Genomic DNA, 26,167 nt, shown 5'->3' on the forward strand with positions numbered 1-26,167 from the left:
TCTGTCTGTGTGGGGGAATATTCACGTGACCAACGCCCAAGTGTCGAAAAATCGTCCGACGAGCGCCGACGTCGCCATCATCGGCGCGGGGCCTGCGGGCCTGACCGCCGCCTATCTGCTGACGCAGCAGGGGTATAAAGTGACGGTGATCGAGAAGGATCCGGTTTATGTCGGCGGGATCAGCCGGACGGTCGAGCATGAGGGGTTTCGGTTCGATATCGGTGGGCACCGCTTCTTTTCGAAAAGCCGCGAAGTCGTCGAGCTGTGGAACGAGATTTTGCCCGACGATTTCATCGAGCGGCCGCGGATGAGCCGCATCTATTACGAGGGCAAATTCTATTCCTACCCGCTGCGGGCGTTCGAGGCGCTGTGGAACCTCGGCGTCGTGCGCTCGACCTTGTGCATGATAAGCTATGCCAAGGCGAAGCTGCTGCCGAAGAAGAAGGTGCGCAGTTTCGAGGACTGGACGATCAACCAGTTCGGGCAGAAGCTTTATTCGATCTTTTTCAAAACCTATACCGAGAAGGTGTGGGGTATGCCGTGCGACGAAATGTCGGCCGACTGGGCGGCGCAGCGCATCAAGGGGCTGAGCCTCGGCGGCGCGGTGATCGACGGGTTGAAGCGCAGCCTCGGGCTCAACAAAAAGCCCAATGACGGCATGGCGACCAAGACCCTGCTCGAAACCTTCCGCTATCCGCGCCTCGGCCCCGGCATGATGTGGGAGGCGGCGCGCGACAAGGTGATCGCGGGCGGCAACCATGTGCTGATGGCGTACAGCTTCAAGCAGCTGACGCAGGATCAGAAGACCGGCCGCTGGCGGATGACCGCGACCGGACCCGACGGCGATGTCGTGATCGATGCGGGCCATGTCATCAGCTCGGCGCCGATGCGCGAACTCGCGGCGCGGATCCATCCGCTTCCGGCGTGCGCGCTCACCGCGGCGCCCAAGCTTAACTATCGGGACTTTTTGACCGTCGCGCTCAAGATTCGTTCGGAGGATCTGTTCCCCGACAACTGGATTTATATCCACGACAGCAAGGTGCAGGTCGGCCGGGTGCAGAATTTCCGTAGCTGGTCGCCCGAAATGGTGCCCGATCCTGCGATCGCGTGCGTGGGTCTTGAATATTTCTGTTTCGAGGGCGACGGGCTCTGGTCCGCGAGCGACGAGCAACTGGTCGCGCTTGCGACGAAGGAAATGGAAATCCTGGGGCTTTGCGATCCCGAAGATGTCGTCGGCGGCGCAGTGGTGCGGCAGGAAAAGGCCTACCCCGTCTATGACGATGATTATGCCGCGCATGTCGAGACGATGCGGAGCGAGCTCGAAGCGCGTTACCCGACGCTGCATATGGTCGGGCGCAACGGCATGCACCGCTATAACAACCAGGATCATGCGATGATGACCGCGATGCTGACGGTGCGCAACATCGTCGCGGGCGAGAAGCTCTATGATATCTGGGGCGTCAACGAGGATGCCGAATATCATGAGAGCGGCACCGAGGGCGAACAGGCGGCGCTGGCGTCGGTCCGCGAGGTGCCGGCGCGCGTCGCGAAGGCCGCCTGAGCATCCGGCCGGGGGGACGCGCGATGCAACCTATTGCCAAATTGATCGCGTCGGTGCGGCGCGGCGAGATCCGCTGGCTGAACTATCTGCTCGCGAGCGGGCTGGCGCTCGGCAGCGACGCGGGGCTGTTCCTGCTGCTGCTCGACGCCGGGCTGGCGCCGGTGACGGCGTCGGCGACCGGCTATTGCGCCGGGATTCTCGTCCACTGGATCATCTCGAGCCGGCTCGTCTTCGCCGACGGCGCCGCGGCGCGCGGCACGGGTGAACGCCATCGCCAGAAATTGCTCTTCGTCGGGTCGGCGCTGGTCGGCCTCGCGGTCACAACCGCGATCGTCGGCGGCGGCAGCGCGCTGGGGATAGACCCCCGGCTCGCCAAGCTCGCGGCGATCGCCGTGAGTTTCCAGACCACCTATCTGCTGCGCCGCCATATCGTCTTCAGGGCCGCCGCGGCGTGACCGACACGCCGCCCGCTTCCGGTTCGGGCGGCATCCGGCTGGGCCCCTGGTTCACGCCCGCGCGCATCGCGCTGATCGTGTGGGGCTTGATGAGCCTGATCGCGATCGGCGCCAAATGGCAGGCGATCGGGGCGCTCGACCTTTCCGACACCGACGATGCGATGCGCATGGCGCAGGTGCGCGACCTGCTCGCCGGACAAGGCTGGTGGGATCTCGCGCAATATCGCGTCAATCCGGCGGGCGGCGGGGTGCTGATGCACTGGTCGCGGATCGTCGACGCGCCGCTCGCGGCGGGCATATTGCTGCTGAAGCCCTTGTTCGGGCAAGCGATGGCCGAGCGGATCGTGATGGCGCTGTGGCCGCCGCTGCTCGGCGCGGCGCTGAGCGTCGCGTGCGCGCTCGGTTACCGCAACCTCTCCGACCGCCGCATCGCCTATGTGGTGCCGCTGTTCCTGATCATGTCGGGTTATATTCTCGTGCAGTTCCGGCCGCTGCGCGTCGACCATCATGGCTGGCAGATTTTCCTCGCGATGCTGGTGATGGCGCAAGCGCTGCGCCCCGCAGCCTGGCAGGCGGGGCTGCTCGGCGGACTGTTCGCCGCCGCGCTGCTCGCGGTGTCGATCGAAGGCCTGCCGGTCGTCGCGCTGTTCGCTGGGCTTGCTGCCTTGCGCTGGGCGCTGAACGGAAAGAACGGCGATCGCGCGCGTCTTTGCGGCTATATGGGCGCGCTCGCGGGCGGGGCGATCCTGCTCCAGTTCGTGACTCGCGGTCCGGTGGGCCTCATCGGCACTTGGTGCGATTCGCTCTCCGCCCCCTATATGGCGGCGTTCGTCGCGGCGGCGGCGGTGAGTTTCGCCGCCGCACGGGCCAATCCGGCTGCGCTCTGGGCCCGCTTTGCGCTGCTCGGGCTGGCCGGCGTGGCGGCTGCGGGGGCGCTCGTCTGGACCGAACCGCAATGCGCGAACGGTCCCTTCGCGGCGCTCGACCCGGTCGTCGTGCAATATTGGTATCGGGGCGTCCTCGAAGGCCAGCCTTTGTGGGTCGCGAAGCCGCACGACATGATTCACGTGCTCGTGCCGTCGCTCGTCGGCCTCGCCGGGGCGATTCTCGCCTGGCGCGATTGCACCGATGCGGCGGATCGCAGGAATTGGGCGACGGTCATCGTCGCGCTCGCGGGCGCGGCGGCGCTGTCCTTGTTCGTATTCCGTACCGTATCGACCGCGCATCTCTTCGCCTTGCCGGGCTGCGCCTGGCTCGGGCTGTGCGCCTGGGCACGGGCGCGGACGATTGCGTCGACCGTGCCGCGCATTCTCGCATCGGCGATGGCGGCGCTGACGCTGCCGCTGCTCGGCAGCATGGCGGTCGCGGCGGTGCTGACGCCGCTGGTTCCCGCGCTCAAAGAGGAAGAGAAGCGCGCGGCGACGGAGAAGGCCGAAGTCAACGCCTACAAGGCGAACTGCCTCGACCCGGCGGCGATCGCCGACCTCAATCACCTGCAAGCGACGGTGTTGCTGACGCCGATCGACCTCGGCGCGCCGCTGGTTTTCTGGACGCGGCACAGCCTCGTCGCGACGCCGCATCATCGCAACAGCCACGCGATGGCCGACACGATCCGCGCCTTTGCCGGCGATCCGGCGAAGGCCCAGTCGCTGGTGCGGCGGCAGCAGGCGACGCTGGTCGTCTTTTGCCGCACCGCGAACGATTTCACCAAATATCGCCTTGCTCGGAAGGATTCACTTGCCGCGCAGCTTTATGCGGAGACGCCGCCCGCCTGGCTCGAAGCGGTGTCGATCGCTTCGCGCGCCGGGCTGTCGGTGTGGCGGGTGCGCCCCGAGTAAAGATCAGGCGGCGCGGAAGGCGAGCGCCGCGCCGTTCATACAATAACGCTTGCCTGTCGGCTTCGGCCCGTCGTTGAAGACATGGCCGAGATGGCCGCCGCAGCGCCGGCAATGCACTTCGGTGCGCGCATAGCCGAGGTCGTAGTCGGTCGAGGTGCCGATCGCACCCCCCAGCGGCGCCCAGAAGCTCGGCCAGCCGGTGCCGCTGTCGAACTTGGTCTTGCTCGAATAGAGCGGCAGCGCGCAGCCGGCGCAGACGAAGGTGCCGGCGCGCTTTTCCTTGTCGAGCGGGCTGGTGAAGGCGCGCTCGGTCGCCGCTTCGCGCAGCACGCGATACTGAAGCGGCGACAGGCGCTTTTTCCACTCGGCGTCGCTGAGCTGCCAACCGGCCTGCGCTTTCGGCCGCGCCGATTTGGCGAAGAGCATCGGCGCGCCGATGATGGCGCCGCCGAGCGCGAGTCCGCCGAGAAGGTAACGACGTTCGATCATGGCTTTGATACGTATGACGCCGCGGCAGGGTTACAAGCGCGCGTCAATATTTCGCGATTTGCACCGGCAGTGCGCGGAAGCCGTGGACGAAGCAGGCGTGGACGCGTTCGGGCTCGCCCGCGACCGTCACGCGCATCCGCCGCGCCGCCATTTCCTCGAGCAGGATGCGCAGTTGCAGTTCGGCGAGGCGCGCGCCGACGCAGCGGTGGACGCCGTAGCCGAAGGACAGGTGCCGCCGCGCATTCTCGCGGTCGAGCCGCAGCGCGTCGCCGTCGTCGAACACGCTCTCGTCGCGGTTCGCCGACAGATACCAGAGGATGAGCTTGTCGCCCTTTTTGATCTGATGCCCGAACAGGTCGGCATCGGCGAGCGCGGTGCGGCGCATATGCGCGAGTGGGGTCTGCCAGCGGATGATCTCGCTCACCGCATTGGGGATGAGCGCGGGATCGGCCTCGAGCTTCGCGCGCTCGTCGGGATATTTGTCGAGCCCATAAGCGAGCCCCGACATGGTGTTGCGCGTCGTGTCGTTGCCGCCGACGATGAGGAGGACGAGATTCCCGATGAACTCATATTTGTCCATGTTGCGCATCGCTTCGCTGTGCAGCATCATCGACAGCAGGTCGGGCGTCGGTGGCTGACCCAGCTTTTCCATCCACAGTTTCTGGAAATAGACGAACGCTTCTTCGAGCACCGCGCGGCGCTGTTCCTTGAGTTCGACCTTTTGCGCGAGCTCGACATCGCCCATCCAGTCGGACCATTCGGTCAATTTGCGCCGGTCCTCCCACGGGAAATCGAAGAGCAGGGCGAGCATCTGCGTCGTCAGTTCCATCGACACGCGGTCGACCCAGTCGAACGTCTCGCCCCACGGCAGCCCGTCGAGCACCTCGCCGGTGCGGCGGCGGATATCGTCCGACAGCCGTGTCATTTCGGCGGGGGTGAAGGCGGGCGCGACGGTGCGGCGCTGCTCGGTGTGCTGCGGCCGGTCCATCGCGATGAACATCGGCAGGCGGAAATCCTCATCCTCGTCGCGTTCGAGGATCGTGATCCCGCCATATTCCCACGAGGAGCTGTAGATGTCGGGCAGCGCCTCGACATGCTGGATCGCCTGATGGCTGGCGATATTCCAATAGGGGCCGTGGACGCTGTCCTCGCATTTGACGATGCCGCCCGCCTTGCGGATTTCGGCGAAAGGTTCCTGCCAGCGATCTTCGGAATAGATCGCCGCGGGGCTCATGTCGTAGCGGTCGGTGACGGGCTGGGGCGCGGCTGCAGTCGCCATCGGGCATCCTCCTCCTCAAAAGGGACTCGCCGCGACGCTTGCCGCCGTCGGCCAGATCAGTTGCAGGATGCCACTGTTTACAGCTTTGTCAACGAGGCTGGGACGAAGCGGCCTCTATGGCGGCCGCAGCCGCAGCGACAGCTTTTTTGCCGCGCCAGAATTTCCAGCCGCTGCCGCTGCTGAGCACGCCGGCGCGGAACAGGCGCACCGAAATCCAGACGACGAGCGCGACCCACAGCGCCTGCCAGCCGAGCGCGAGCAGGTGGATCGCCTTCGCATCGTCGGTCGCGGCGCGCGCCGCCATCGCGAGCGGCGAGGAGAAGGGAAATATCTGAGCGAAACGGGCGAGGCCGCTGTCGGGTGCGCTCGCGGCGGCAGCGCACAGGCTGAACATGCCGACCTGGAAGATGGTGATCGGCAGGCTGAGCATCTGAATCTCGCGCACCGTCGCCGCCTGCGCGCCGACGCCGAGGAAGACGGCGCCGAGCAGCAGGAAGGCCATCACGAAATAGATGAAGCCGATGCCGAGGAAGAAGGGCCAGCCGGTCGCGGGCGTCGCGGCGAGCGCGGTCGCCGCCTTGCCCGCCTTGCCTGCGGCGGCGATCGCCGCGGGGTCCATCTGGGTCGCGGCGATCAGTCCGCCGCCGAACGCGAGTGCCATCCAGAAGGCGATGAACAGCACCGCGACGCCGAGGAAGCCGAGCAGTTTGCCGAGAAAGACGCTTTCGAGCGGCACCGCGGCGGCGAGGATCTCTATGACCTTGTTGCCCTTTTCCTCGGCGAGCGAGCTGACGGTCTGGCCCGCGAGGAGCAGGGTCAGAAGGAAGATGACGAACACCGCGCCGAAACCGAGCGACTGTTGCACCGCGATGCTCGTGCCGCCGCTCGCCAGGCTTTCGAAGCGCGGGTTCACCGGCGGCAGGTCGCCGGCTGCCTCGGCGCGCCGCACCTCGCCCGCGAGCAGGGCGAGATAGCGTCCCGAGCCGCTGCCCTCCTCGCGCTCGACGATGCGCGGCGCCGCGAGGTTGCCGCTCATCACCGCATAGGTGTCGCTGCCCTTTTCGCGCGCGATCGCGACGGGGTCGGCGGCGGGACCGGCGACGCGCAGTTCGAGCAACGCGGGCTCGCGCGGCATTACGGCGCGCAGCCGCGTGTCGGCGGCGCGCAGCGCTTCGATCTGGGCGGGGTCGGCGACCGCGACGATGCGGCCCTTGTCGCGCGCGCTGTCGGCGAGCTGCGACGCGCCGACGCCGCCCGCAAGCCCCATGCCGACCATGAACAGCGGCGCGAGCAGGAAGAGGAGGAAGGTCGGCGTCGCGACGATCGCGAGAAAGTCGCGCCGCGCAACTACGAACATATTGCGGATGAAGGGGGTCATGCGCTCGCCTCCTCGATGGCATCTTCGGCGGCGTCGGCGTCGAAACCCGCGTCGACCTGACGGACGATATGGACGAAGGCGTCGTGGAGCGCCGGGCGGCTGATCGACAGGCCGGTGACGCCATGGCCGCTCGCGGTGATTTGGGCGAGCAAAGGTTCGACGCCGCCATCCTCGATCGCGAAATGCCACGCGTCGCCGCGCCGTTCGGCGCCGGCGGGCAGGGTCGCGGCGACCGCGGCGGGATCGCCGGCATCGCGCGGGGTGTAGCGCACCTGCATCGGGAGCAGCGCGCGCGCTTCGTCGACCGTTCCCTCGAATCGCCGCGCCGAGCGCGCGATGATCGCGATGCGGTCGCAAAGGCGCTCGGCGTGCGCCATCACATGCGTCGAGAAGAGGATCGTCGCGCCGCGCGCCTGTTCGCGCCGGACGAGCGTTTCGAGCCGTTCCTGGTTGACGGGGTCGAGTCCCGAAAAAGGCTCGTCGAGCACGATGAGGTCGGGGGCGTGGACGATCGAGCCGATGAGCTGGACCATCTGCGCCATGCCCTTCGACATCTTGCGGATCTTCGAATCGATCACGCGTTCGAGGCCGAGTTCGGTCATGAAGGTCGCGGCGCGGCGGCGCCCTTCGGACCAGTCGAGCCCGCGCAGCGCGCCCATGAAGGCGATCGCCTCGCGCGCCTTCATGCCCGGGTACAGCCCGCGCTCTTCGGGCAGATAGCCGATGCGGTGGCGCACCGATTGCGGCCGGTGCCCGCCGAGCAGCCGGCTCGTCCCCTCGTCGGGGTCGATGATGCCGAGCGTCATCCTGAGACTCGTCGTCTTGCCCGCGCCGTTGGGACCGAGCACGCCATAGATGCTGCCCGCCGGCACGCTGAGGCTGACATGGTCGACCGCCTTGTAATCGCCGAAATATTTGGTGAGGCCGTCCGCCTCGACGCTGAAATCGTTCAAATGCCGGTCCCCAATCATTCCCATACCAGGCTATGGCACGGCGAGGCGGCTCGCGTATAGAGCGCCAATGGTTGCCGAAGCCTTGCCTTCGCTGGAACAACGCCTTGAAGCGGTCGCGCGCGAACATGGGTTCGCGGCGTTCGGGATCGCGCGCGCCGACGCGGCGCCGCAGACCGCCGCGCGGTTGAACCAATGGCTCGCCGAGGGGCGCCACGGCGACATGATCTGGATGGAAAGCCGCGCCGAACAGCGCGGATCGCCCAAGGGGCTGTGGCCCGAGGTCCAATCGGTGATCGCGCTTGGCATGAGCTATGCCCCCGCGCTCGATCCGCTCGCGCTGGCGGCGCATTCGGGGCGCGGGCGGATTTCGGTCTATGCGCAGGGCGGCGACTATCATGACGTCGTCAAAAAGGCGCTGAAGGCCGTCGCGCGCTGGCTTGTCGGCGAGGCGAAGGGCGCCGAGGTCAAGGTGTTCGTCGACACCGCGCCGGTGATGGAAAAGCCGCTGTCGGAAGCGGCGGGGCTCGGCTGGCAGGGCAAGCACACCAATCTCGTCAGCCGCGAGCATGGCAGCTGGCTGTTTCTGGGCGCGATCTATACGACGCTCGACCTGGTGCAGTCGGTGCCGGGGCGCGATACGTGCGGCAGCTGTGCGGCGTGCCAGGATGCGTGCCCGACCGACGCCTTTCCCGCGCCGTACCGGCTCGATGCGCGGCGCTGTATCTCCTACCTGACGATCGAGCATAATGGTCCGATCCCGGTCGCGCTGCGGCGCGGGATCGGCAACCGCATCTATGGCTGCGACGATTGTCTTGCCGCCTGCCCGTGGAACAAGTTCGCCGACACCGCGCACAGGCACAGGGCTTTCCTGCCGCGCGCCGAACTGGCGGCGCCGTCGATCGGCGACCTGCTCGACCTCGACGATGAAGGATTCCGGCAGGTCTTCGCGGGGTCGCCGATCAAGCGGATCGGGCGCGGACGGATGGTGCGCAACGCGGCGATCGCCGCGGGGAACAGCGGCGATGGGCACTTCGTGCCCGCACTCGAACGGCTGGCGAAGGACGAATCGCCGATGGTCGCCGATGCGGCCTTATGGGCGCTTCACGAACTGGCGTCGTGACGTCGTTGATTGGTGCCGCTCAACACAGATCCTAGCGCCGCAGCGCCTGCGCGCAGCTATCGACCTCGGCGTTGCGGCCGTCGGGGGTGCGCGCGTCGACATGCGTCGCGACCGGATCGGCGCCGGCGCGCGGGGCATAGAAATAGACGTCGAGGATGCAGTTCGAGCCGGCGTACTGGATCTTGCGGCCCGCGCCTTCGGTGACGTCGAGCCGCGGCTTGCCGAACATGCGGCCGATCGCGTCGGCGCTGTTCCCGATCAGCGCATTATTCTGCACCGGTCGCACCACGGTCGGCGGCGGCGCGGTGGTTCGCGGCGGGGTCGCGCGCGGAATCGCGGGACCGGCGCAGGCGCCGAGGGTCAGGCCGAGCATGGCTACGGCGCCGAGGCGGCGGTTATCGATCATATTTCGGGGTCCCCCTTGCCGAGATGCAGCATGTGCACGGCCATAGCGGCGCTCAATATCGGCGCCAACAAATTGGCGACGGGCACCACGAAGCTTGCGGCGGACAGCAGCCCGAGCGACCAGCGCGCCGGCCGGTCGAAGCGCGAGCGGTCCGGGTGGCGCGCGAGCACCATCGCCTCGAGATCGCGGCCGAGCAGCAGCGCGTTGACGAAGAGCGCGAAGACCGGCGTTCCGATCCCCGTCGCGAGCAGCAGGATATAGACGGGGAGTGCGAGCAGATTGCCGCCGATCAGGCGGACGAGCGAGGCGAGCGCGAGGCGGATATTCTGCCGCCAGCCGACGTCGACCGCGCGCGCCGCCGCGGCGGGATAATGGCGTCCCTCGACACCGGCGACGATGCCGTCGGCGAAGAGGCCGATGACGACGATTGCGACCGCGCGAAAGAGCAGCCAGCTTCCGGCAATGATCAGGAGGATGATCAGCACGCCCGCCATGTCGAGCTGCGCGCCGTCGAGCCACTTCCAGTGCGCGAGCGCCCAGCGCGCGCCGAAGAAGATCGCCGAGCCCGATGCGACGAGGAGCAGGAGCGTGAGTGCGAGGCTTTGCGCGAGGACGCGGAGTACGCGCGGGTGAGGCAGGTCTCGCAGCGCGAGCAGGAAAGCGTGGGCGGCGCGGGCCATGGTGCGGGAATGTGCGGCGCCGCGCCGCGCGTCAAGCGCCCGCGCTTGCGTTGGCGCGCCGTCGTCCCTAAAGCGCGCGCAGCTTTTTCCCACCAGCACAGGATTTTCCATGGCCTCCACCGCCCGTTTCGACGTCGTCGCCATCGGCAATGCGATCGTCGACGTTCTTGCCCGCGCCGACGATGCGCTGATCACCGCCGAAGGCCTGACCAAGGGGTCGATGCGGCTGATCGACGCCGAAGAGGCCGAGCGGCTCTATGCGGCGATGGGCCCGGCGGTCGAAGTGTCGGGCGGCAGCGCGGCGAACACCCTCGCGGGCATGGCGGCGCTCGGCGAACGCTGCGCCTTCATCGGGCAGGTCGCCGACGACCAGCTCGGCCATGTCTTCACGCACGATCTGCGCGCTTTGGGCGTCGCTTATGAAACTCCGGCGCTCAAGGAGGGCGCGCCGACCGCGCGCTGCCTGATCCTCGTCACCCCCGACGGCCAGCGCACGATGAACACCTTTCTGGGCGCGAGCCACCTGCTCGATAGGGCGATGATCGACGAGGAGTGGATCGCCGATTCCGAAATCCTCTATCTCGAAGGCTATTTGTGGGATCCCGAACTGTCGCGCGCGGCGATGCGGCGCGCGATCGATGTGTCGCGCGCGGCGGGGCGCAAGGTCGCCTTCACGCTTTCGGACGCCTTCATCATCGACCGCCACGGCGCCGATTTCCGTAATCTGATCGGCGAAGGGCTTTTCGACATCCTCTTCGCGAACGAGGTCGAAATCCAGGCGCTGGCCGAGACCGACGATTTCGAAGCCGCGGTCGCTAAGATCGCGCCGCAGGTGCCGCTGCTCGTCGTCACGCGCGGCGCGCACGGCGCGATCGCGTTGCAGGGTGGCGAGCGCACCGAGGTCGGCGCCGAGCCGATCGACCAGGTCGTCGACACCACCGGCGCCGGCGACCTGTTTGCCTCAGGTTTCCTTGCGGGCCTGGCGGAAGGTCGGTCGATGCGCGATTGCCTGACGATGGGCGCGGTGTGTGCGCGCGAGATCATCGCGCAGGTCGGCCCGCGCGCGCAGACCGACCTCAAGGCGAAGGTCGCGGCGCGGCTGGGGTAGGAACCTTCGCGCGGGTCCGGGCGTCCTATGCGGCATCAAGCAGAGGAGGTCCACATGGCCGACGAAATCCACACGACGCGCGATCCCGACGGGACGACGCACACCACCACGGTTATCGACCGCGAACCGCGCCGCGGCGGGGGGATCGGCATCGGGCTGATCCTGCTCGTCGCGATCCTGGTCGCGGCCTTTTTCGCTTATCAGTTCCTTGCGAGCGAGCAGGCCGAGAGCGGCGCGATCAGCGAAGCCGCACAGCAGGTCGGCGACGCCGCGCAGGATGTCGGCGACGCGGCGCAGAAGGCGGTCGATTAGACCCTAACTCGCGGGTGCCGCGGCCGGGTCGGGGTGCTTTCGGAACAATTCGCGGTCGGCGGGGCCGAAACCGCGCGTCCAGATCAGCCAGCCGTAGATGCCGAGGATGAAGGGCACGCCGATCAGCAGCTCGGCCCATTCGGGCAGCTGCGTCGCGCCCCAGCCGAGCACCGCGGCGCCCGCCGTCGCCCATACGAGCGCCCAGCGCAGGCTGTTCACCGGCGCGCCGAGGATGCGCGCGAGCAGCCGCGCCTTCACGAGCGAGGCGAAACCGAGCGCGAGCATCAGCGCGAGCGCGACTGCCGCCGCGTAATAGATGGGCGGCAATCCCATCGACTTGGCTATGAGGATCAGCGCGACGCTGAGCACCGCCTGCAGCGCGAGCGTTGCCATGCTGATGAGCAGGTTGCGGTGGCGCGCGACATAGACGAGCGCGGCTTCGCTGACGACGGCGGTCGCGGCAACGACCTCGGCGGCGAGCAGGAAGGCAAGCGCGGCGGTGCCGCTGACGAATTCGGGGCCGACGAGGCCCATCACCGCCTCGCCCGGTATGCCGAGCGCGAGCGCGACGCCGGCTTGCGCGGCGATGATCCAGAAGCCCACTTGGCTGACCTGCGCCGCCACGGCGCTCAGCCGCTTTTCGGCGAGGTTGCGCGTGATCACCGGGCCGAGGATCGGCTCGAAACTCGTTTTGAGCTTTTGCGGCAGCGAGGCGACCTGCTGCGCCATATAATAGATGCCGTAGATCGTCGGCGAGGTGAACTGGCCGAGGATGAAGAGGTCGAGGCGGCGCGTGCCCCATTCGATCGCATCGGCGGCGGCGAGCGGGGCGTTGCGCCGCGCGAGCAGGATCAGGTGCGCCGGATGCGGGCGCCATACTCCGGGGCCGCCATAGTGGCGGATCATCGGGATGAGCGCGGTGAGAAAGGCCCCGACCATCGCGGCGGCATAGGAGAGCATCAGCCCGTCGCGCGCCGAAACGAACCAGAAGCCCGCCGCTGCGACGCTGATCACCCAGGGTTCGACGATCGCGCGCGCGCGCACGGTCGCGCCGACGTCGAATTTATACGCGCAGGCGGCGAGCGCGATGTCGGTTCCCGCGATCACGAAGACGAGCAGCGCCATCCAGCGATCGGCGCTGTCGACGTCGCCCGCCGGATACATGAGCTGCGGAAACAGGAGGAGAAGCGCCGATCCCGCCGCAGAGACGATGAAGGCGACGAACATGCCGTCCCAGACGACGATGCGCTGGTCGGCACCCTCCGCGCTCAACTGTTCGGCGAGGCCGCGCTTGAGGCCCAAAGTCGCGAGCTGCGCGACGAGTTCGATGACGAGCACAGCAAAGGCGAAGCGTCCGACCGCCTCGGGCCCGTACCAGCGGCCCGCCACATAGAGGAAGGGCAGGCGCGCGACGAGGCGAAGGATGAAGCCGAAGAAGTTGGTGCGCCCGCCCTTCGCGAGCGCCGCTGTGTCCGCGTCGCGCGAAGCGACGTCGGGCGATTGGGGCGCGGCTGCGCTATCGGTCTGGCTCAAGCCTGGCGCCCCTTCTGCTTTGCCCTGAAACGCAGTCTAGCGCGGTGGGAGGGAGCAGGCAATTGTGTGCGGCAATTCATCGCCCTTCGGGTCGCAGCGGACGGCTGAGCAGGGCCTGAATGGCGTCGGCGACGCGCTCTTCGCCGGCGACGAGGCGCGCGACCGTATCGGTGATCGGCATGTCGATGCCATCGGAGCGCGCGGCGGCGGCGACGACCGGTGCGCTGAACGCGCCTTCCGCAACGGTGCGGCGGTCGGCCATCAGTATCTCGACCTTTTCGCCGCGGCCGAGCCCCTGACCGAGCGCGAAGTTGCGCGAATTGGACGAGGTGCAGGTGAGCACGAGGTCGCCGAGCCCCGCGAGCCCGCCAAGCGTTTCGGCCTGTGCGCCGCGCGCGAGGGCGAAGCGCGTCATTTCGGCGAAGCCGCGGCTGATCAGCGCGGCGCGCGCGTTGAGCCCGAGCCCGGCGCCATCGACGATACCGCACGCGATCGCGAGGATATTCTTGACCGCGCCGCCGATTTCCGCCCCGATCATGTCGGTCGAGACATAGGGGCGGAAATGCGGGCGCGCGAGCGCCTGCGCGAGTTTCCCGGCGACATCGGCGTCGGCGGCGGCGAGGGTAATCGCGGTCGGCAGGCCGGCGGCGACCTCGTGCGCGAAGGTCGGTCCCGACAGCACGGCATGCGGGCGCTGCGGCACGAGTTCGCGCGCCATGTCGATCGGAAAAGCGAAGCTGCCCGCCTCCATGCCCTTGCTGCAGAAGATCAGCGGGCCGTCGCCGGGCGGCAGGTCGGCGAGCACGGCGCGGAGATAAGGGACGGGGACGACGATCAGCAGCGCGTCGAGATCGGCCATTTCGGCGAGGTCGCCGGTCGCGGTCAGCGACGGCGAGAGAGTTGCGCCGGGGAGGAAGACGGGGTTGCGATGTTCGGTGTTGATCGCGGCAACGACATCGTCTTCGCGCGCCCAGAGACGGACGGGCGCGCCGCCCGCCGCGAGCAGCTGCGCGAGCGCGGTGCCCCACGCGCCGCCGCCGACGACGCCGAAATTCCCGTATGACGTCATGCTTTCACTCCGGCGCCGCGCACCGCTTCGGCCTCGGGATCGAGCGGCCAGCGCGGGCGCGCGGGCGCGTCGAGCGCGTCGGTAAGCCCGGCGGCAAGGCGTTCGGCGCCCGCCCAAGCGATCATCGCGCCATTGTCGGTGCAGAGCCAGAGCGGCGGCGCGACGAAACCCTTGTCGAAGCGCGCGGCGAGATCGGTGAGTGCGGTGCGGATCGCGCCGTTCGCCGCGACGCCGCCGGCGACGACGAAAGCGGTCGCCTCCGGACAGGCGGCAAGCGCGATGCGGCTGCGGTCGACGAGGCAGTCGACAACCGCCTGTTGGAAGGACGCTGCAAGGTCGGGGACGCTATGCTCTCCGCTCGCGGCGGCGCGTGCCACCGCGCTCTTGAGCCCGGCGAAGGAGAAATGCGGCTCCGCGCTGCCGACGAGCGGGCGGGGGAGTGGCACGGCCTTGGGGTCGCCGTCCTTCGCGACGCGTTCGACCGCGGGGCCGCCGGGATAGCCGAGGCCGAGCAGCTTCGCGGTCTTGTCGAACGCCTCGCCCGCGGCGTCGTCGATCGTCGTTGCGAGGCGGCGATAGTCGCCGACGCCCTTGACCAGCAGCAGCTGGCAATGGCCGCCCGAGACGAGCAGCAGCAGATAGGGGAATTCGAGGCTTGCATCGGCGAGGCGCGGGCTGAGCGCATGGCCTTCGAGATGGTTGACCGCGATCAGCGGCTTGTTCGCGGCGTGGGCGAGCGCCTTGCCGGTGACGAGCCCGACCATCACCCCGCCGATCAGGCCGGGGCCGGCGGTCGCGGCGATCGCGTCGACGTCGGCGAGCGAAACCCCGGCGTCGGCGAGCACGCCCTCGACGATCGGCGCGAGCCGGTCGACATGCGCGCGCGCCGCGATCTCGGGGACGACGCCGCCATAGGGGCTGTGCTCGGCTTCCTGCCCCGCGACACGCTGCGCCAGGATGCGCCGCTCGCTGTCGACGAGCGCCGCCGCGGTTTCGTCGCAGCTCGATTCAAGGCCAAGGATGAGGGTCATATGTTGCGCGTTCCTTTACCCGCCTCTTTATCGACAGGGCAAGCCGCGCTAGCAGGCGGCTGATGAATGGACTTCCGACCCCCGAAAACCCGCTGCGCATCGGGACGCGGGCCTCGCCGCTTGCGATGGCGCAGGCGCATATGGCGATGGCAGCGCTGATCGCGGGCCATGGCCTGCCTGCCGAGGCGCTCGAAATCGTGCCGATGACCGCGACTGGCGACCGGATTCAGGATCGCGCGCTCGCCGAGGTTGGCGGCAAGGCGCTGTGGACGCGCGAACTCGACGGGGCGCTCGACGCGGGCAAGATCGATATCGCGGTGCATTCGCTGAAGGATGTCGAAACGCTGCGCGACGCGCGCTTTTTCCTGGGCGCGATGCTCGAGCGCGCTGATCCGCGCGACCGGCTGGTGGTGCGCGAGGGGATCGCGGCCGCGACGATCGCCGACTTGCCGCTCGGGGCACGATTGGGCACGAGCAGCCCGCGCCGCGCGGCGCAGGTGAAGCGGCTGCGTCCCGATCTCGACACCGTGCTGCTGCGCGGCAATGTCGCGACGCGGCTTGCCAAGATCGCGGGCGGCGACGCCGATGCGACGCTGCTCGCCGCGGCGGGGCTCGATCGGCTGGGGATGCACGATGTCGGGATCGTGCAGGACGCGGCGGTGCTGCTTCCGGCGGCGTCGCAGGGCGCGATCGGGATCGAATGCCGCGCCGACGATGCCAAAACGATCGCGCTGCTCGCCGCGGTCGACCACGCGCCGACGCATCGCGCCGTCGCTGCCGAGCGCGCCTTTCTCGCGGCGCTGGGCGGTGATTGCCGTTCGCCTGTCGCCGCGCATGCCTATTGGCAGGAGGATGGCGCGCTGCGCCTCGATGCCGAGATTTTCTCGGAGGATGGCGCCAAGCATGCGGCGGGGCATATCGTCGTGACCGGGCCCGACATGCCCGCCGTGCTGGCGCGCCGCCTGCTCGCCGAGGCGCCCGACAGCGTCCGGATGCTGTTCGCGCCATGACGGACGGGCCGCCGCTGATCGTCACGCGGCCCGAGCCGGGCAATGCCGCGACGGCCCTGCGGGCCGGGGCGATGGGTTTCGAGGTCCACGCGGTGCCGCTGTTTGCTGCGCGCCCGCTCGACTGGCGCGCGCCCGCCGCCGAAGATTTCGATGCGCTGCTGTTGACCAGCGCCTTTGCCGCGCGGCTGGGGGGTCCCGAAATCACGCGCCTCCGAGGCCTGCCCGTCCACGCCGTGGGCGAGGCGACCGCGCGCGCGGCCGAAGCGGCTGGTCTGACGGTGGCGCGGACCGGCACAGCCGACGCACAGCAACTTCTTGACGCCATGACATCGCAAAATATTCAAACGATATTATGGCTTTGCGGGCGCGACCGGTCCGAATTCGACGCGCGCGGCGCGGCGATCACGGCGCTGCCCTGCTATGCCGTCGACCCCCTCCCGCCGCCCGTGGAGTGGGCGGGGTTGATCACCGCACCGGCGGTGTTGCTCGCGCATTCGGCGCGCGCAGCAAGGCGCATTGCCGATCTGGTCGGCGCGGCGCGCGCGCATCTGTCGATCGCAGCGATCAGCCCGGCTGTGGCTGCGGCGGCGGGGGAGGGCTGGCGCGATGTCGCGGTTGCCGAACGGCCCGACGATGTCGCAATATTGGCACAGGCGCGTGCTTTGTGGCACAAGGGTGCGAAATAGGGTCGTTCGAAAGAGAAACATGGCAATCGACAGCTTCGAAACCTCCCCGTCTGCGGGCGGGGCGGTCCCGGCGAAGGGGCTATCGTTCCGCGCGCTCGTCATCGGTGCCTTCCTCCTCCTGCTCATCGGCATCGTCGGCGGCGGATGGGCGGTGAATCGCTGGCTGAACGGCGGCAATATATCGCCCGCGCCCAAGGCGGCGGGCGCACCCGCGGGCGCGGCCAATCCGCTGCTGACCGGCGGGGCGGCAAAGGGCGACACCGCTGTGCCGCCGCTGATGGTGACGCCGGTCGACGGCGCCAATGCGCTCGCGGCGCGCGTCGCCGAACTCGAACAAAGGCTGTCGCGCATCACGCTCCAGGCCGAATCGGCGTCGGGCAACGCGTCGCGCGCGGAAGGACTGCTCGTCGCCTTCGCGGTGCGCCGCGCGCTCGATCGCGGGCTGTCGTTGGGCTATCTCGATGCGCAGCTGCGGCTGCGCTTCGGCGACGACCAGCCGAATGCGGTCAAGACGATCATCGACACGTCGCGCGACCCGGTGACGCTCGAGCGGCTTCGCACCGAACTCGACGCGCTGGCGCCGCAGCTCGTCGGGCGGGGCGGCGACGGCGACGGCAGCCTGTGGACCGGGCTCCGCCGCGAACTGGGCGAGCTGTTCGTCGTGCGCGCGGCAGGAACCAAATCGCCGCGCGCATCCGAACGGCTCGATCGCGCGCGGCGCTATCTGACGGCTGGGCAGGCGGATCAGGCGATCGCCGAGGTCGAAGCGATGCCCGGTGCCGAGGTCGCTGGCGAGTGGCTGATGGACGCGCGGCGCTATCATGAGGCTCGGCGCGCGCTTGACCTGATCGAGACCGCGGCGATATTGGAGCCGCGCGACAGCCCGCCTGCCGCGGTGGCTCGTAAAACGGCCGAACCGACCCCGTAGCGACCCGGTTCCATGCGTCGCTTTTTGAAGAAAGCAGACCCATGGCCCTCGCCGATCCGCAGCGCATCGAAGCGCTCGACCCGCTCGATCCCCTCCAGCTCGATGCCGAGCTGAGCGACGAAGAGCGGATGGTCCGCGACACCGCGCGCTCCTATGCGACCGATGCGTTGCTACCGCGCGTGACCTCGGCGTTCCTCGACGAGCGGTTCGACCGCGAGATCATGTCCGAAATGGGCGCGCTCGGCCTGCTCGGCGCGACGATCGACCCCGAATATGGCGGCGCGGGGCTGAACTATGTCAGCTATGGCCTGATCGCGCGCGAAGTCGAGCGGATCGATTCAGGATACCGGTCGGCCTGTTCGGTGCAGAGCAGCCTCGTGATCCACCCGATCAACGCCTATGGCAGCGAAGAGCAGAAGCGCAAATATCTGCCCGGGCTGACCGCGGGCGAGCTCGTCGGCTGCTTCGGCCTCACCGAACCCGATGCGGGCAGCGATCCCGGCGGGATGCGCACGCGCGCCGAAAAGATCGAGGGCGGATATCGCCTCAAGGGCGCGAAGATGTGGATCACCAATTCGCCGATCGCCGACGTCTTCGTCGTTTGGGCGAAGTCGGAAGCGCATGACGGCGCGATCCGCGGCTTCGTCCTTGAAAAGGGGATGAAAGGCCTGTCGGCGCCCAAGATCGAGGGCAAGGTGAGCCTCCGCGCCTCGGTCACCGGCGAGATCGTCATGGACGGGGTCGAGGTTGGCGAGGATGCGCTGTTGCCGCATGTCTCGGGGCTCAAGGGCCCGTTCGGCTGTCTCAACCGCGCGCGCTACGGGATCGGCTGGGGCGCGATGGGCGCCGCCGAATTCTGCTACGAAGCCGCGCGCAATTATACGCTCGAGCGCAAACAGTTCGGGCGCCCGCTTGCGGCGAACCAGATCGTCCAGCTCAAGCTCGCCAACATGCTCACCGAAATCGCGCTCGGGCTCCAGGCGGCGCTCCGCGTCGGGCGGCTGATCGACGAAGGGCGGCTCGTCCCCGACGCGATCAGCCTTTTGAAGCGCAACAATTGCGGCAAGGCGCTCGATATCGCGCGCGTCGCGCGCGATATGCACGGCGGCAACGGAATTTCGGCCGATTATCACGTCATCCGCCACGCGGTGAACCTCGAGACGGTGAACACCTATGAGGGCACGCACGACGTCCACGCGCTGATCCTCGGTCGCGCGATCACCGGCATCAGCGCCTTTGCCTGATCCGAAGCCGCTCGAAGGCATCCGCGTCGTCGAACTGGCGCGGGTGCTCGCGGGGCCGTGGTGCGGGCAATTGCTCGCCGATCTCGGCGCCGAGGTGGTAAAGGTCGAGCGGCCGGGCGCGGGCGACGATACGCGCGAATGGGGTCCGCCCTTCGTCACCGGCGCCGACGGCGAAAATCTTGGCGCGGCCTATTATCACAGCTGCAACCGCGGCAAGCGCAGCGTCGCGATCGACATCGCGTGCGCGGAGGGGCAGGCGGAGGTGCGCGCGCTGCTCGCCGGTGCCGATGTCGTGATCGAGAATTACAAGGTCGGCGGGCTCGTCAAATACGGGCTCGATCCCGCGCGGCTCCGCGCCGATTTTCCTCGGCTGGTCGTCTGTTCGATCACCGGTTTCGGTCAGACCGGGCCTTATGCGCACCGCGCTGGCTATGATTATATCGTGCAGGCGATGAGCGGCTTCATGTCGCTGACCGGCGAGCCCGACGGCGCGCCGCAAAAGGCGGGGATCGCCTACGCCGACATCTTTACCGGCATGTATTCGGCGGTGGCGATCCTGGCCGCCTTGCGACGTCGTGACGTCACCGGATCGGGCGCGCATGTCGACATGGCGCTGCTCGATTCGCAGGTCGCGGTGCTCGCCAATCAAGCGGCCAATTACCTTGCGAGCGGGGTTGTGCCGAAACGGATGGGCAATGCGCACGTCAATGTCGTTCCCTATCAGGTCTTTGCGACCGCCGACGGCCAGCTGGTGATCGCGGTTGGCAACGACGGACAATATCGAAAGCTTTGCGGGATATTGGGGGTGCCCGAATGGGCCGACGATCGGCGTTTCGTCAACAATGCCGCGCGGCTCGCGAACCGCGCCGAGCTGATCCCGCTGCTCGCGGCGAAGATCGCGGCGTGGGAGGCGCAGCCGCTGTCGCTCGCGCTCGAGGCCGAGGGGGTGCCGGCGGGCCCGATCAACGACCTCGCGCAGGTGTTCGCCGATCCGCAGGTCGTCGCGCGCGGCATGCGCTTTCGCCCCGAGGGGGCGTCGATCGACGGGGTCGCGAGCCCGATCGTCATCGACGGCGAGCGCATGGTTGCGCACAGGGGTGCGCCGCCGCTTGGCGGTTAGCGGCTGCTTGCAGCGGGAAAGCGGCGTCCGCTACCCGCCCCGAAGCCGTCATTGCCCCATATCCGCCGCCGCCGAATTGGAAGGCGGCCGCGGCATCTGTTATCCTGCCGCCCATGTCCGGCTTCGTCCCCTATGCGCCGCTCAACGTGCCCAAGCCGTTCGGCGAGCGGATCTGGATCGTCGACGGCCCCGAAATCCGCATGGACTATGGTCCCGCGTCGATGCCCTTTCCGACGCGGATGACGGTCGTGCGCCTGCCCGGCGGACGACTGTGGGTCCACTCGCCGATCGCTCCCGACGATGCGCTGTTCGCGGCGATCGACCGGCTGGGCGAAGTTGGCTGGCTCGTCGCGCCGAACAGCATTCATTACTGGTATGTCGCCGACTGGCAGGTCCGCTATCCTGCGGCGCAGACCCTCGCCGTGCCGGGGCTTGCCGAAAAGGCGAAACGCGACTTTCGCATCGACGCGCTTCTCGAAGGCCCGGCGATGCCGCTTCCCGACGATATCGCCGGCGTGCTCGTCCCGGGCACGATGGTCAGCGAAGCGGTGTTTTTTCACCGCCCCTCGCGCACCGCGATTCTGGCCGACCTGATCGAGAATTTCGAACCCGCGCGCGTTCGCAGCCGGCTGTTTCGCGGGCTGGTGCGGCTGGCGGGGGTCGCCCATCCCAAGGGCGGCACGCCGGTCGACATGCGCCTGACCTTCTGGCCGCGCCGCCGCGCGGTGCGCGCCGCGATGGCGCAAATCCTGGGTTGGGACTGCGAGCGCGTCGTGATGGCGCACGGTCTCCCCTATGAAAGCCGCGGCGCCGCCGAATTGCGCCGCGCGTTCGGATGGGCGCTTTAGTCGCGAGCGGGGCTGGAAAGGCAGCAAACGACCTGTTTTCAACCGATTGCGGACCTATCCTGCATCGTCACCCCGGACTTGATCCGGGGTCCATGACGTCAGCGCCGCAATGGATCCCGGATCAAGTCCGGGATGACGAAGGAGAGGAAGCGGAGGTCCGCGCCCACCCCAAAACAGCCGTGCCCCTATTCTAATGCCCCATATCCGCCGCCGAGACCTTCGCCCGCCGCCGCGACATGCGCCATCATGGTGGTGCTAGAATTCGACGATGATCCGGATTCTGTCGGCGCTGACGCCGATCGCGCGCGCGATTTCTTCGCGGCCGCGGTCGATCAGCTCCTGCATTCCCTCGGGCGTGGCCTCGCCGAGCAGGTCGGAGGTCTCGACGCCCAGAATCTTCGCGAGTGCCGCCATCCGGCCAGGCCTGGGGCGGGCCCGGTCCTTTTCCCAGCCCAGAACCGATGCCGCGCTGACGCGCATGCGTTTGGCAACCTCGGCCCGGTCGAGCTTCGCTTCGATACGAAGCTGCCGCAGGCGGTGGCCGAAGGATTCGCCGGTCGCCGGTTCCGGCTCTTCCTTTTCGGGGGCGGGGGCCATGTCGGTGGCGCTCTTCAGTTCGACGGCGCTCAGCGTGGCGCGCGATACCGGACCTTCGAACTGGCAGCCGAAATGCCGTCCGCTGGCCCAGATCACGATGGCGGTAATGTCGCCGGCATGCGGCAGCTCGATTTCGATTCGGTCGCCGGTCGCCAGCTTGATGTCGCTTTCGAACAGCAGGCCCGATCCCGAAATATTGTGGATTCGGACGTCGATGCCCGTGCCGTCGTGCCGCGCGCCCTTGGCGAGAAGGCTGAGTTTCCGGCGGCCGTCCTGCCGTCTGTCGGCGCCGGGTTCCAAGGGAAGAAAATATCCGGAAATGGCCATATTAGCTTGTTGCGGCGCGCTGGTTAAAAGAGCGTTAGCGAGAGGCCGGGAAATATGGCGCGGCGCCGGATGTCGCACCGATGCGGGTCACGAAATGTTGGGGAGGCCGGTTTTCCGGGAACGGTCACAAGCGATCGTCTCAACCTCGTCGTAGATCCTAATGCCCCATATCCGCCGTCGACGCCCGCGGCCCGCCGGGCTTCGGCGGCTTCAACAGCACCACCAGCGGTACCGACACCAAAGTCACCCACATCATCAGCCAGAAATCGTCGATATAGGCGACCATCGCCGCCTGCCGGTTGATCTCGGCGTTGATCATCGCCATCGCAGCTTCGCCCATCGAGCCGAAGCGGTCGGACGTCGACGGATCGAGCAGGCCGACCGAGCTGTTGGTGACATGCGCCGCCAGATCCTCATGGCTCGTCTGCGTGTTCGCGCCGAGCAGCGTGGTGACGATCGAAATGCCGACCGACGCGCCGAGGCTGCGGAGCAGGTTGAGCAGGCTCGATCCGTCGGTGCGGTGCTGCGGCGCGATCGTCGCGAACGCCATGGTGTTGAGCGGAATGAAGATCAGGCCCATGCCGATCCCCTGCACCAGCCCGCTGACGATCACCGGCTCCATTCCCATCGCGAGCGACCAGTGGCTCATCTGCCACAGCGAATAAGCGGCGATCAGCAGGCCGGTGCCGACCAGCCAGCGCGCGTCGATCCGGCCGAGCAATTGTCCGGCGACCCACATGCTCATCAAAATGCCGACCCCGCGCACCGCAAGCACGATCCCGGTGTCGATCACGGGCCAGCCGAACAGATTCTGCAGCATCGGCGGCAGCAGCGCCATCGACGCGAACATCACGACCCCGATCACGACCATGAAGCCCATCGCGGTGACGAGGTTGCGGTCGGCGAGCATCTTGCGGTTGAACAGCGTATCGCCGCGTGCGGTGAACAGGTGGACGAAGAACATCCAGAGGCATGCGATCGCGACCCCGCATTCGATCCAGATTTCGACGCTGTTGAACCAGTCCTCGTGCGCGCCGCGGTCGAGCATCAGTTGCAGCGCGGCGAGGCCGAGCGCGAGCATCGAGAAACCGAACAGGTCGAACTTGCGGTCGGTCCTGCGCGTCGCGGGCAGCAGCGCCCACATCATCGCGAGCGTCAGCAATCCGACGGGGAGGTTGACGTAAAAGACCCAGCGCCAGTTGACGCTTTCGGTCAGCCAGCCGCCGAGCACGGGCCCCAGGATGGGACCGATCATGATCCCCATGCCCCAGATCGACATCGCGCGCGCGTGGCGCTCGGGCGGGTTGATGTCGAGCATCACCGACTGAGACAGCGGGCCGATGAAGGCCGCGAAAATCCCCTGCATGAAGCGAAAGGCGACCATCTGTTCGAGCGTCTGCGCGGCACCGCACGCCATCGACGCGACGATGAAGCCCGCGACCGCGCCGAGGAACAGCTCGCGCCGCCCGATACGGTCGGCGAGCCAGCCAGTGATCGGCATCGCGATCGCCGAGGCGAGGATATAGCTCGTCAGCACCCAGGTCACGGTCTCGCTCGTCGCGCCGAGCGCCGACTGCATGTGCGGGATGGCGACGTTCGCGATCGTCGTGTCGAGGATTTGCATGATCGACGCGCCCATGACGGCGACGGTCAGAAGGCCGCGATAGCGGACGCGCTCGTGGAGCGGGATGCTGTCGTCGACGGGCAGCAACGCGGCGGGCGAGCGCCGGGAGAGAGGGCGGCTGGCCATGGCGATCTCAAAAAGTTTCGTCATTCCCGCGAAAGCGGAAACCCAGCGAGCAAAGGTCGCAGCTGGGTTTCCGCTTTCGCGGGAATGACGAAGGGAGGGTGGAAAGGAGCATTCCGCTTACTTCGTAAACACCCGTACATCGGCAGACAGCCCGGCGATCATGTCGCGCGACGGCTTTTCGTCGAACGCGATCCGCACCGGCACGCGCTGCGTTACCTTGACCCAGTTGCCGGTGGCGTTCTGCGCCGGTAGCACCGAAAATTCGCTGCCCGTGCCCGCGCCGATCGTCAGCACATGGCCGCGCACCGTCAGCCCCGGATAGGCGTCGAAGCTGATTTCGGCGCGCTGGCCGACGCGCATGTTCGCAAGGTCGGTTTCCTTGAAATTGGCCTCGACCCACGGATGCGCGGTGTCGACCAGCGTGACCGCGGGCAGCCCCGCGACCATCATCTGGCCGACTTGCAATCGGTCCGACTGTGCGATGCGCCCCGCGCCCGGCGCGCGCACCGTCGTCCGGTCGAGGTTCACCTGCGCCTGCGACCGCTGGACGCGCGCCGCCTCGACCTGCGGGTTGATCCCGCTCGACGGGCCCGCGGCGAGCTTGGTGCGCGCTTCGGCGGCGGCGGCTTCGGCCTGCCGGACGCTTTCGCGTGCTTGGCTGAGCGCGTGGCGCGAGGCATCATAGGCGGCTTTCGTCGTGAAACCCTTTTCCATCAGCGCCGCCTGCCGATCGAAGGTCACTTGCGCGAACTTCACATCCTCGCGCGCCGCGGCGATGTCGATGCTCGATGTGTTCGCGCTCGCCGCCAGATTGCCGACCTCGACCCGGGCTGCGTCGATCGCCGCGGTCGCCTGCGCGACGCTCAACGCATAGGGCTCGCCGTCGATGCGGAAGAGGAGCTGCCCCTTCGCGACCTGCTGGCCGTCACGGACGGCAACTTCGGTGATCCGCCCGCCGACTTCCGCCGCGACCGACACCTTGTCCATCTGGACATAGGCGTTGTCGGTCGACACCGACCCGCCGCTCGTCAGCCACCAGCCGGCGCCGCCCGCGATGAGCAGGGCGGGCAGCCCGAACATCAACAGCCGTGCGCGCCAGCTCGCCTTGGGCGCGGTTTCGGCGGGCAGCGCGGGATCGGGCAGCGGATCGGCCTTTGGCGCTCGCTTCGGCGGCGTCGCCTCTTCGGCTTTCGGGCGGGCGGGGGAGAGCTGATCCATCAGATTGTCTCTTTTTCTTTTTGGCATATGCGGCGGGACAGGTTGGCGCGGACGCGCTCGACAAGGTCGATCAGCTGCTCGCGCTCGACGGCGCTCAGCCCTTCGGTGGCTTCGGCGGTCAGCGCATCGGCGGTGGCGCGCATCCCGCCGAGCACGTCGCCGGCGCGCGGCGTCAGATAGAGCTGCCACGCGCGGCGGTCGGCGGGGTCGGCGCGGCGTTCGACAAGGTCCGCCTCGGCCAGCCGGTCGACCATCCGCGACAGCGTGATCGGCTCGACTTCGATCAACTCGGCGAGCGGGCCCTGACGAATACCCTCGTGGCGCTTGAGGTAAGTGATCAGCCGCCATTGCAGCGCGGTGATCCCGCTTTCCTTCGTGCGCGCATTGAACGCGCGCCGGAACAGGCGCGCGGTGTCATTCAGCAAGAATCCGATGGTTTCGCTCATGTCATAGGACATAATAGCAATTGCTACTATATTCAACTGCCGCACGGGATTGCCAACAGTCTCGAATATGGTGTAAATTTTCTTTACACTGCTTGCGTGGGGCATGTTTTTGGGCAGGATGTGGGGATGACTTTAACCGCCGACCTTTTCTGGTCCTTCCGTTCGCCGTACAGCTATCTTGCGATCGGCCGCTACCGCGCGCTCGCTGCGAGCCATGACGTCGTCATCAATTTGCGGCCCGTCTATCCGCTCGCGATCCGCCAGCCCGACTTCTTCGAGCGTAATCATCCCAATTGGCTGAGCTATACGATGCGCGACATGATCCGCGTCGCGCAGTTCCACGGCATTCCGTTCGGTCCGCCGCACCCCGACCCGATCGTCCAGAATGTCGCGACGCGCGAGATCGCGGCCGAGCAGCCCTATATCCATCGCCTTACCCGGCTCGGGCAGGCGGCATCGCGGCGCGGTAAGGGGCTCGCCTTCGCGCACGAGGTCGGCCAGCTCATCTGGGGCGGCGCGCAGGACTGGCATCTCGGCGATCATCTCGCGCGTGCGGCGAAGCGCGCCGGGCTCGACCTCGCCGAACTCGACGAAGAGGCCGCGCGCGAGGCCGAAGCGCTCGACAACGAAATCGCCGGCAACCAGGTCGCGCTCGAAATCGCGGGCCATTGGGGCGTCCCGACCCTCGTGTTCGAAGGCGAGCCCTTTTTCGGGCAGGACCGGATCGAGATGGCGAAATGGCGCATGGAGCAAAAGGGGCTTCTCCCCCGCTGATCGGCGC

Annotated in this window: 26 protein-coding genes; 13 read left to right on the plus strand and 13 right to left on the minus strand. The window is 67.8% G+C overall.

The window, feature by feature from the left end; genetic code table 11:
• The first annotated feature begins 25 nt into the window (after positions 1–25).
• Genes E5675_RS21030 through E5675_RS21040 form a run of 3 tightly spaced genes read left to right on the plus strand, consistent with a single transcriptional unit; the run spans position 26 to position 3,854 of the window.
• Positions 26–1,561 (plus strand): NAD(P)/FAD-dependent oxidoreductase, encoded by a 1,536-nt coding sequence (locus E5675_RS21030; protein ID WP_210727580.1) that lies wholly within the window; start codon positions 26–28, stop codon positions 1,559–1,561.
• Positions 1,562–1,584: 23 nt separating this feature from the next.
• On the plus strand, positions 1,585–2,016 hold the full coding sequence (locus E5675_RS21035) for a GtrA family protein (protein WP_136176200.1): 432 nt from the start codon (positions 1,585–1,587) through the stop codon (positions 2,014–2,016).
• The gene (locus tag E5675_RS21040) at positions 2,013–3,854 is read left to right on the plus strand and encodes a hypothetical protein (RefSeq protein WP_136176201.1); all 1,842 of its coding nucleotides are present in this window, start codon (positions 2,013–2,015) and stop codon (positions 3,852–3,854) included. Before E5675_RS21035 ends, E5675_RS21040 begins: the two co-directional genes overlap by 4 nt.
• A gap of 3 nt (positions 3,855–3,857) precedes the next feature.
• Here E5675_RS21040 and msrB read toward each other — a convergent pair whose 3' ends face one another.
• The 4 genes from msrB to E5675_RS21060 all read right to left on the minus strand — a co-directional run bounded on the left by msrB (position 3,858) and on the right by E5675_RS21060 (position 7,971).
• Positions 3,858–4,343: a peptide-methionine (R)-S-oxide reductase MsrB gene (msrB, locus tag E5675_RS21045; protein WP_136176202.1), complete on the minus strand. Its 486-nt coding sequence runs from the start codon at positions 4,341–4,343 to the stop codon at positions 3,858–3,860.
• A gap of 43 nt (positions 4,344–4,386) precedes the next feature.
• Positions 4,387–5,622 carry a cytochrome P450 gene (locus E5675_RS21050; protein WP_136176203.1) on the minus strand — a complete coding sequence of 412 codons (1,236 nt, stop codon included), beginning with the start codon at positions 5,620–5,622 and terminating at the stop codon, positions 4,387–4,389.
• Between the two features lie 88 nt (positions 5,623–5,710).
• The gene (locus E5675_RS21055; protein ID WP_136176204.1) at positions 5,711–7,000 is read right to left on the minus strand and encodes an ABC transporter permease; all 1,290 of its coding nucleotides are present in this window, start codon (positions 6,998–7,000) and stop codon (positions 5,711–5,713) included.
• Positions 6,997–7,971: an ATP-binding cassette domain-containing protein gene (locus E5675_RS21060; protein WP_136176614.1), complete on the minus strand. Its 975-nt coding sequence runs from the start codon at positions 7,969–7,971 to the stop codon at positions 6,997–6,999. The genes E5675_RS21055 and E5675_RS21060 overlap by 4 nt, the downstream gene beginning before the upstream one ends.
• A 49-nt stretch (positions 7,972–8,020) precedes the next feature.
• Between E5675_RS21060 and queG the strand changes: the two genes are divergently transcribed.
• Positions 8,021–9,073, plus strand: coding sequence for a tRNA epoxyqueuosine(34) reductase QueG (queG, locus tag E5675_RS21065; RefSeq protein WP_136176205.1), 1,053 nt, complete (start codon positions 8,021–8,023; stop codon positions 9,071–9,073).
• 31 nt (positions 9,074–9,104) lie between these two features.
• On the opposite strand, the gene E5675_RS21070 is transcribed toward queG, so the two are convergent.
• Both E5675_RS21070 and E5675_RS21075 read right to left on the minus strand, forming a co-directional pair.
• The gene (locus E5675_RS21070; protein WP_136176206.1) at positions 9,105–9,479 is read right to left on the minus strand and encodes a hypothetical protein; all 375 of its coding nucleotides are present in this window, start codon (positions 9,477–9,479) and stop codon (positions 9,105–9,107) included.
• Complete coding sequence (locus tag E5675_RS21075) at positions 9,476–10,159, minus strand: EI24 domain-containing protein (protein ID WP_136176207.1); 684 nt, start codon at positions 10,157–10,159, stop codon at positions 9,476–9,478. Before E5675_RS21075 ends, E5675_RS21070 begins: the two co-directional genes overlap by 4 nt.
• Before the next feature lie 109 nt (positions 10,160–10,268).
• On the opposite strand from E5675_RS21075, the gene E5675_RS21080 reads away from it, so the two are divergent.
• Positions 10,269–11,267: an adenosine kinase gene (locus E5675_RS21080; protein WP_136176208.1), complete on the plus strand. Its 999-nt coding sequence runs from the start codon at positions 10,269–10,271 to the stop codon at positions 11,265–11,267.
• 54 nt (positions 11,268–11,321) lie between these two features.
• Positions 11,322–11,579, plus strand: coding sequence for a hypothetical protein (locus tag E5675_RS21085; protein ID WP_037557465.1), 258 nt, complete (start codon positions 11,322–11,324; stop codon positions 11,577–11,579).
• Positions 11,580–11,582: 3 nt separating this feature from the next.
• Here the strand turns inward: E5675_RS21085 and E5675_RS21090 are convergent, their stop codons facing one another.
• The 3 genes from E5675_RS21090 to tsaD form a co-directional block, all read right to left on the minus strand.
• Entirely contained in the window at positions 11,583–13,112 is a 1,530-nt protein-coding gene (locus E5675_RS21090; RefSeq protein ID WP_136176209.1) for a lipopolysaccharide biosynthesis protein, read from the minus strand.
• A 76-nt stretch (positions 13,113–13,188) separates the two neighbouring features.
• On the minus strand, positions 13,189–14,181 hold the full coding sequence (locus E5675_RS21095) for an NAD(P)H-dependent glycerol-3-phosphate dehydrogenase (RefSeq protein ID WP_136176210.1): 993 nt from the start codon (positions 14,179–14,181) through the stop codon (positions 13,189–13,191).
• Complete coding sequence (tsaD, locus tag E5675_RS21100; RefSeq protein WP_136176211.1) at positions 14,178–15,212, minus strand: tRNA (adenosine(37)-N6)-threonylcarbamoyltransferase complex transferase subunit TsaD; 1,035 nt, start codon at positions 15,210–15,212, stop codon at positions 14,178–14,180. The genes E5675_RS21095 and tsaD overlap by 4 nt, the downstream gene beginning before the upstream one ends.
• Before the next feature lie 62 nt (positions 15,213–15,274).
• On the opposite strand from tsaD, the gene hemC reads away from it, so the two are divergent.
• The 6 genes from hemC to E5675_RS21130 all read left to right on the plus strand — a co-directional run bounded on the left by hemC (position 15,275) and on the right by E5675_RS21130 (position 21,048).
• On the plus strand, positions 15,275–16,222 hold the full coding sequence (gene hemC, locus E5675_RS21105; protein WP_136176212.1) for a hydroxymethylbilane synthase: 948 nt from the start codon (positions 15,275–15,277) through the stop codon (positions 16,220–16,222).
• Entirely contained in the window at positions 16,219–16,908 is a 690-nt protein-coding gene (locus E5675_RS21110; RefSeq protein WP_136176213.1) for a uroporphyrinogen-III synthase, read from the plus strand. Before hemC ends, E5675_RS21110 begins: the two co-directional genes overlap by 4 nt.
• Before the next feature lie 19 nt (positions 16,909–16,927).
• Positions 16,928–17,836, plus strand: a complete 909-nt coding sequence (locus E5675_RS21115) for a mitofilin family membrane protein (RefSeq protein WP_136176214.1) — start codon at positions 16,928–16,930, stop codon at positions 17,834–17,836.
• 41 nt (positions 17,837–17,877) lie between these two features.
• Positions 17,878–19,080, plus strand: coding sequence for an acyl-CoA dehydrogenase (locus E5675_RS21120; protein WP_136176215.1), 1,203 nt, complete (start codon positions 17,878–17,880; stop codon positions 19,078–19,080).
• Entirely contained in the window at positions 19,073–20,200 is a 1,128-nt protein-coding gene (locus E5675_RS21125) for a CaiB/BaiF CoA-transferase family protein (protein ID WP_136176216.1), read from the plus strand. Before E5675_RS21120 ends, E5675_RS21125 begins: the two co-directional genes overlap by 8 nt.
• A gap of 113 nt (positions 20,201–20,313) precedes the next feature.
• Positions 20,314–21,048 carry a DUF4336 domain-containing protein gene (locus E5675_RS21130; RefSeq protein WP_136176217.1) on the plus strand — a complete coding sequence of 245 codons (735 nt, stop codon included), beginning with the start codon at positions 20,314–20,316 and terminating at the stop codon, positions 21,046–21,048.
• A 255-nt stretch (positions 21,049–21,303) separates the two neighbouring features.
• On the opposite strand, the gene E5675_RS21135 is transcribed toward E5675_RS21130, so the two are convergent.
• The 4 genes from E5675_RS21135 to E5675_RS21150 all read right to left on the minus strand — a co-directional run bounded on the left by E5675_RS21135 (position 21,304) and on the right by E5675_RS21150 (position 25,431).
• Positions 21,304–21,972, minus strand: a complete 669-nt coding sequence (locus E5675_RS21135; protein WP_136176218.1) for a helix-turn-helix domain-containing protein — start codon at positions 21,970–21,972, stop codon at positions 21,304–21,306.
• 157 nt (positions 21,973–22,129) lie between these two features.
• Positions 22,130–23,722, minus strand: a complete 1,593-nt coding sequence (locus tag E5675_RS21140; protein WP_136176219.1) for an MDR family MFS transporter — start codon at positions 23,720–23,722, stop codon at positions 22,130–22,132.
• Between the two features lie 117 nt (positions 23,723–23,839).
• Positions 23,840–24,940: an HlyD family secretion protein gene (locus tag E5675_RS21145; RefSeq protein ID WP_136176220.1), complete on the minus strand. Its 1,101-nt coding sequence runs from the start codon at positions 24,938–24,940 to the stop codon at positions 23,840–23,842.
• Positions 24,940–25,431, minus strand: a complete 492-nt coding sequence (locus tag E5675_RS21150) for a MarR family transcriptional regulator (RefSeq protein ID WP_247594718.1) — start codon at positions 25,429–25,431, stop codon at positions 24,940–24,942. Before E5675_RS21150 ends, E5675_RS21145 begins: the two co-directional genes overlap by 1 nt.
• An 81-nt stretch (positions 25,432–25,512) precedes the next feature.
• Between E5675_RS21150 and E5675_RS21155 the strand changes: the two genes are divergently transcribed.
• Complete coding sequence (locus E5675_RS21155; protein ID WP_136176222.1) at positions 25,513–26,160, plus strand: 2-hydroxychromene-2-carboxylate isomerase; 648 nt, start codon at positions 25,513–25,515, stop codon at positions 26,158–26,160.
• Positions 26,161–26,167 lie beyond the last annotated feature (7 nt).

Origin of the sequence: Sphingopyxis sp. PAMC25046 (genome assembly GCF_004795895.1) — a bacterium.
Classification (GTDB): domain Bacteria; phylum Pseudomonadota; class Alphaproteobacteria; order Sphingomonadales; family Sphingomonadaceae; genus Sphingopyxis.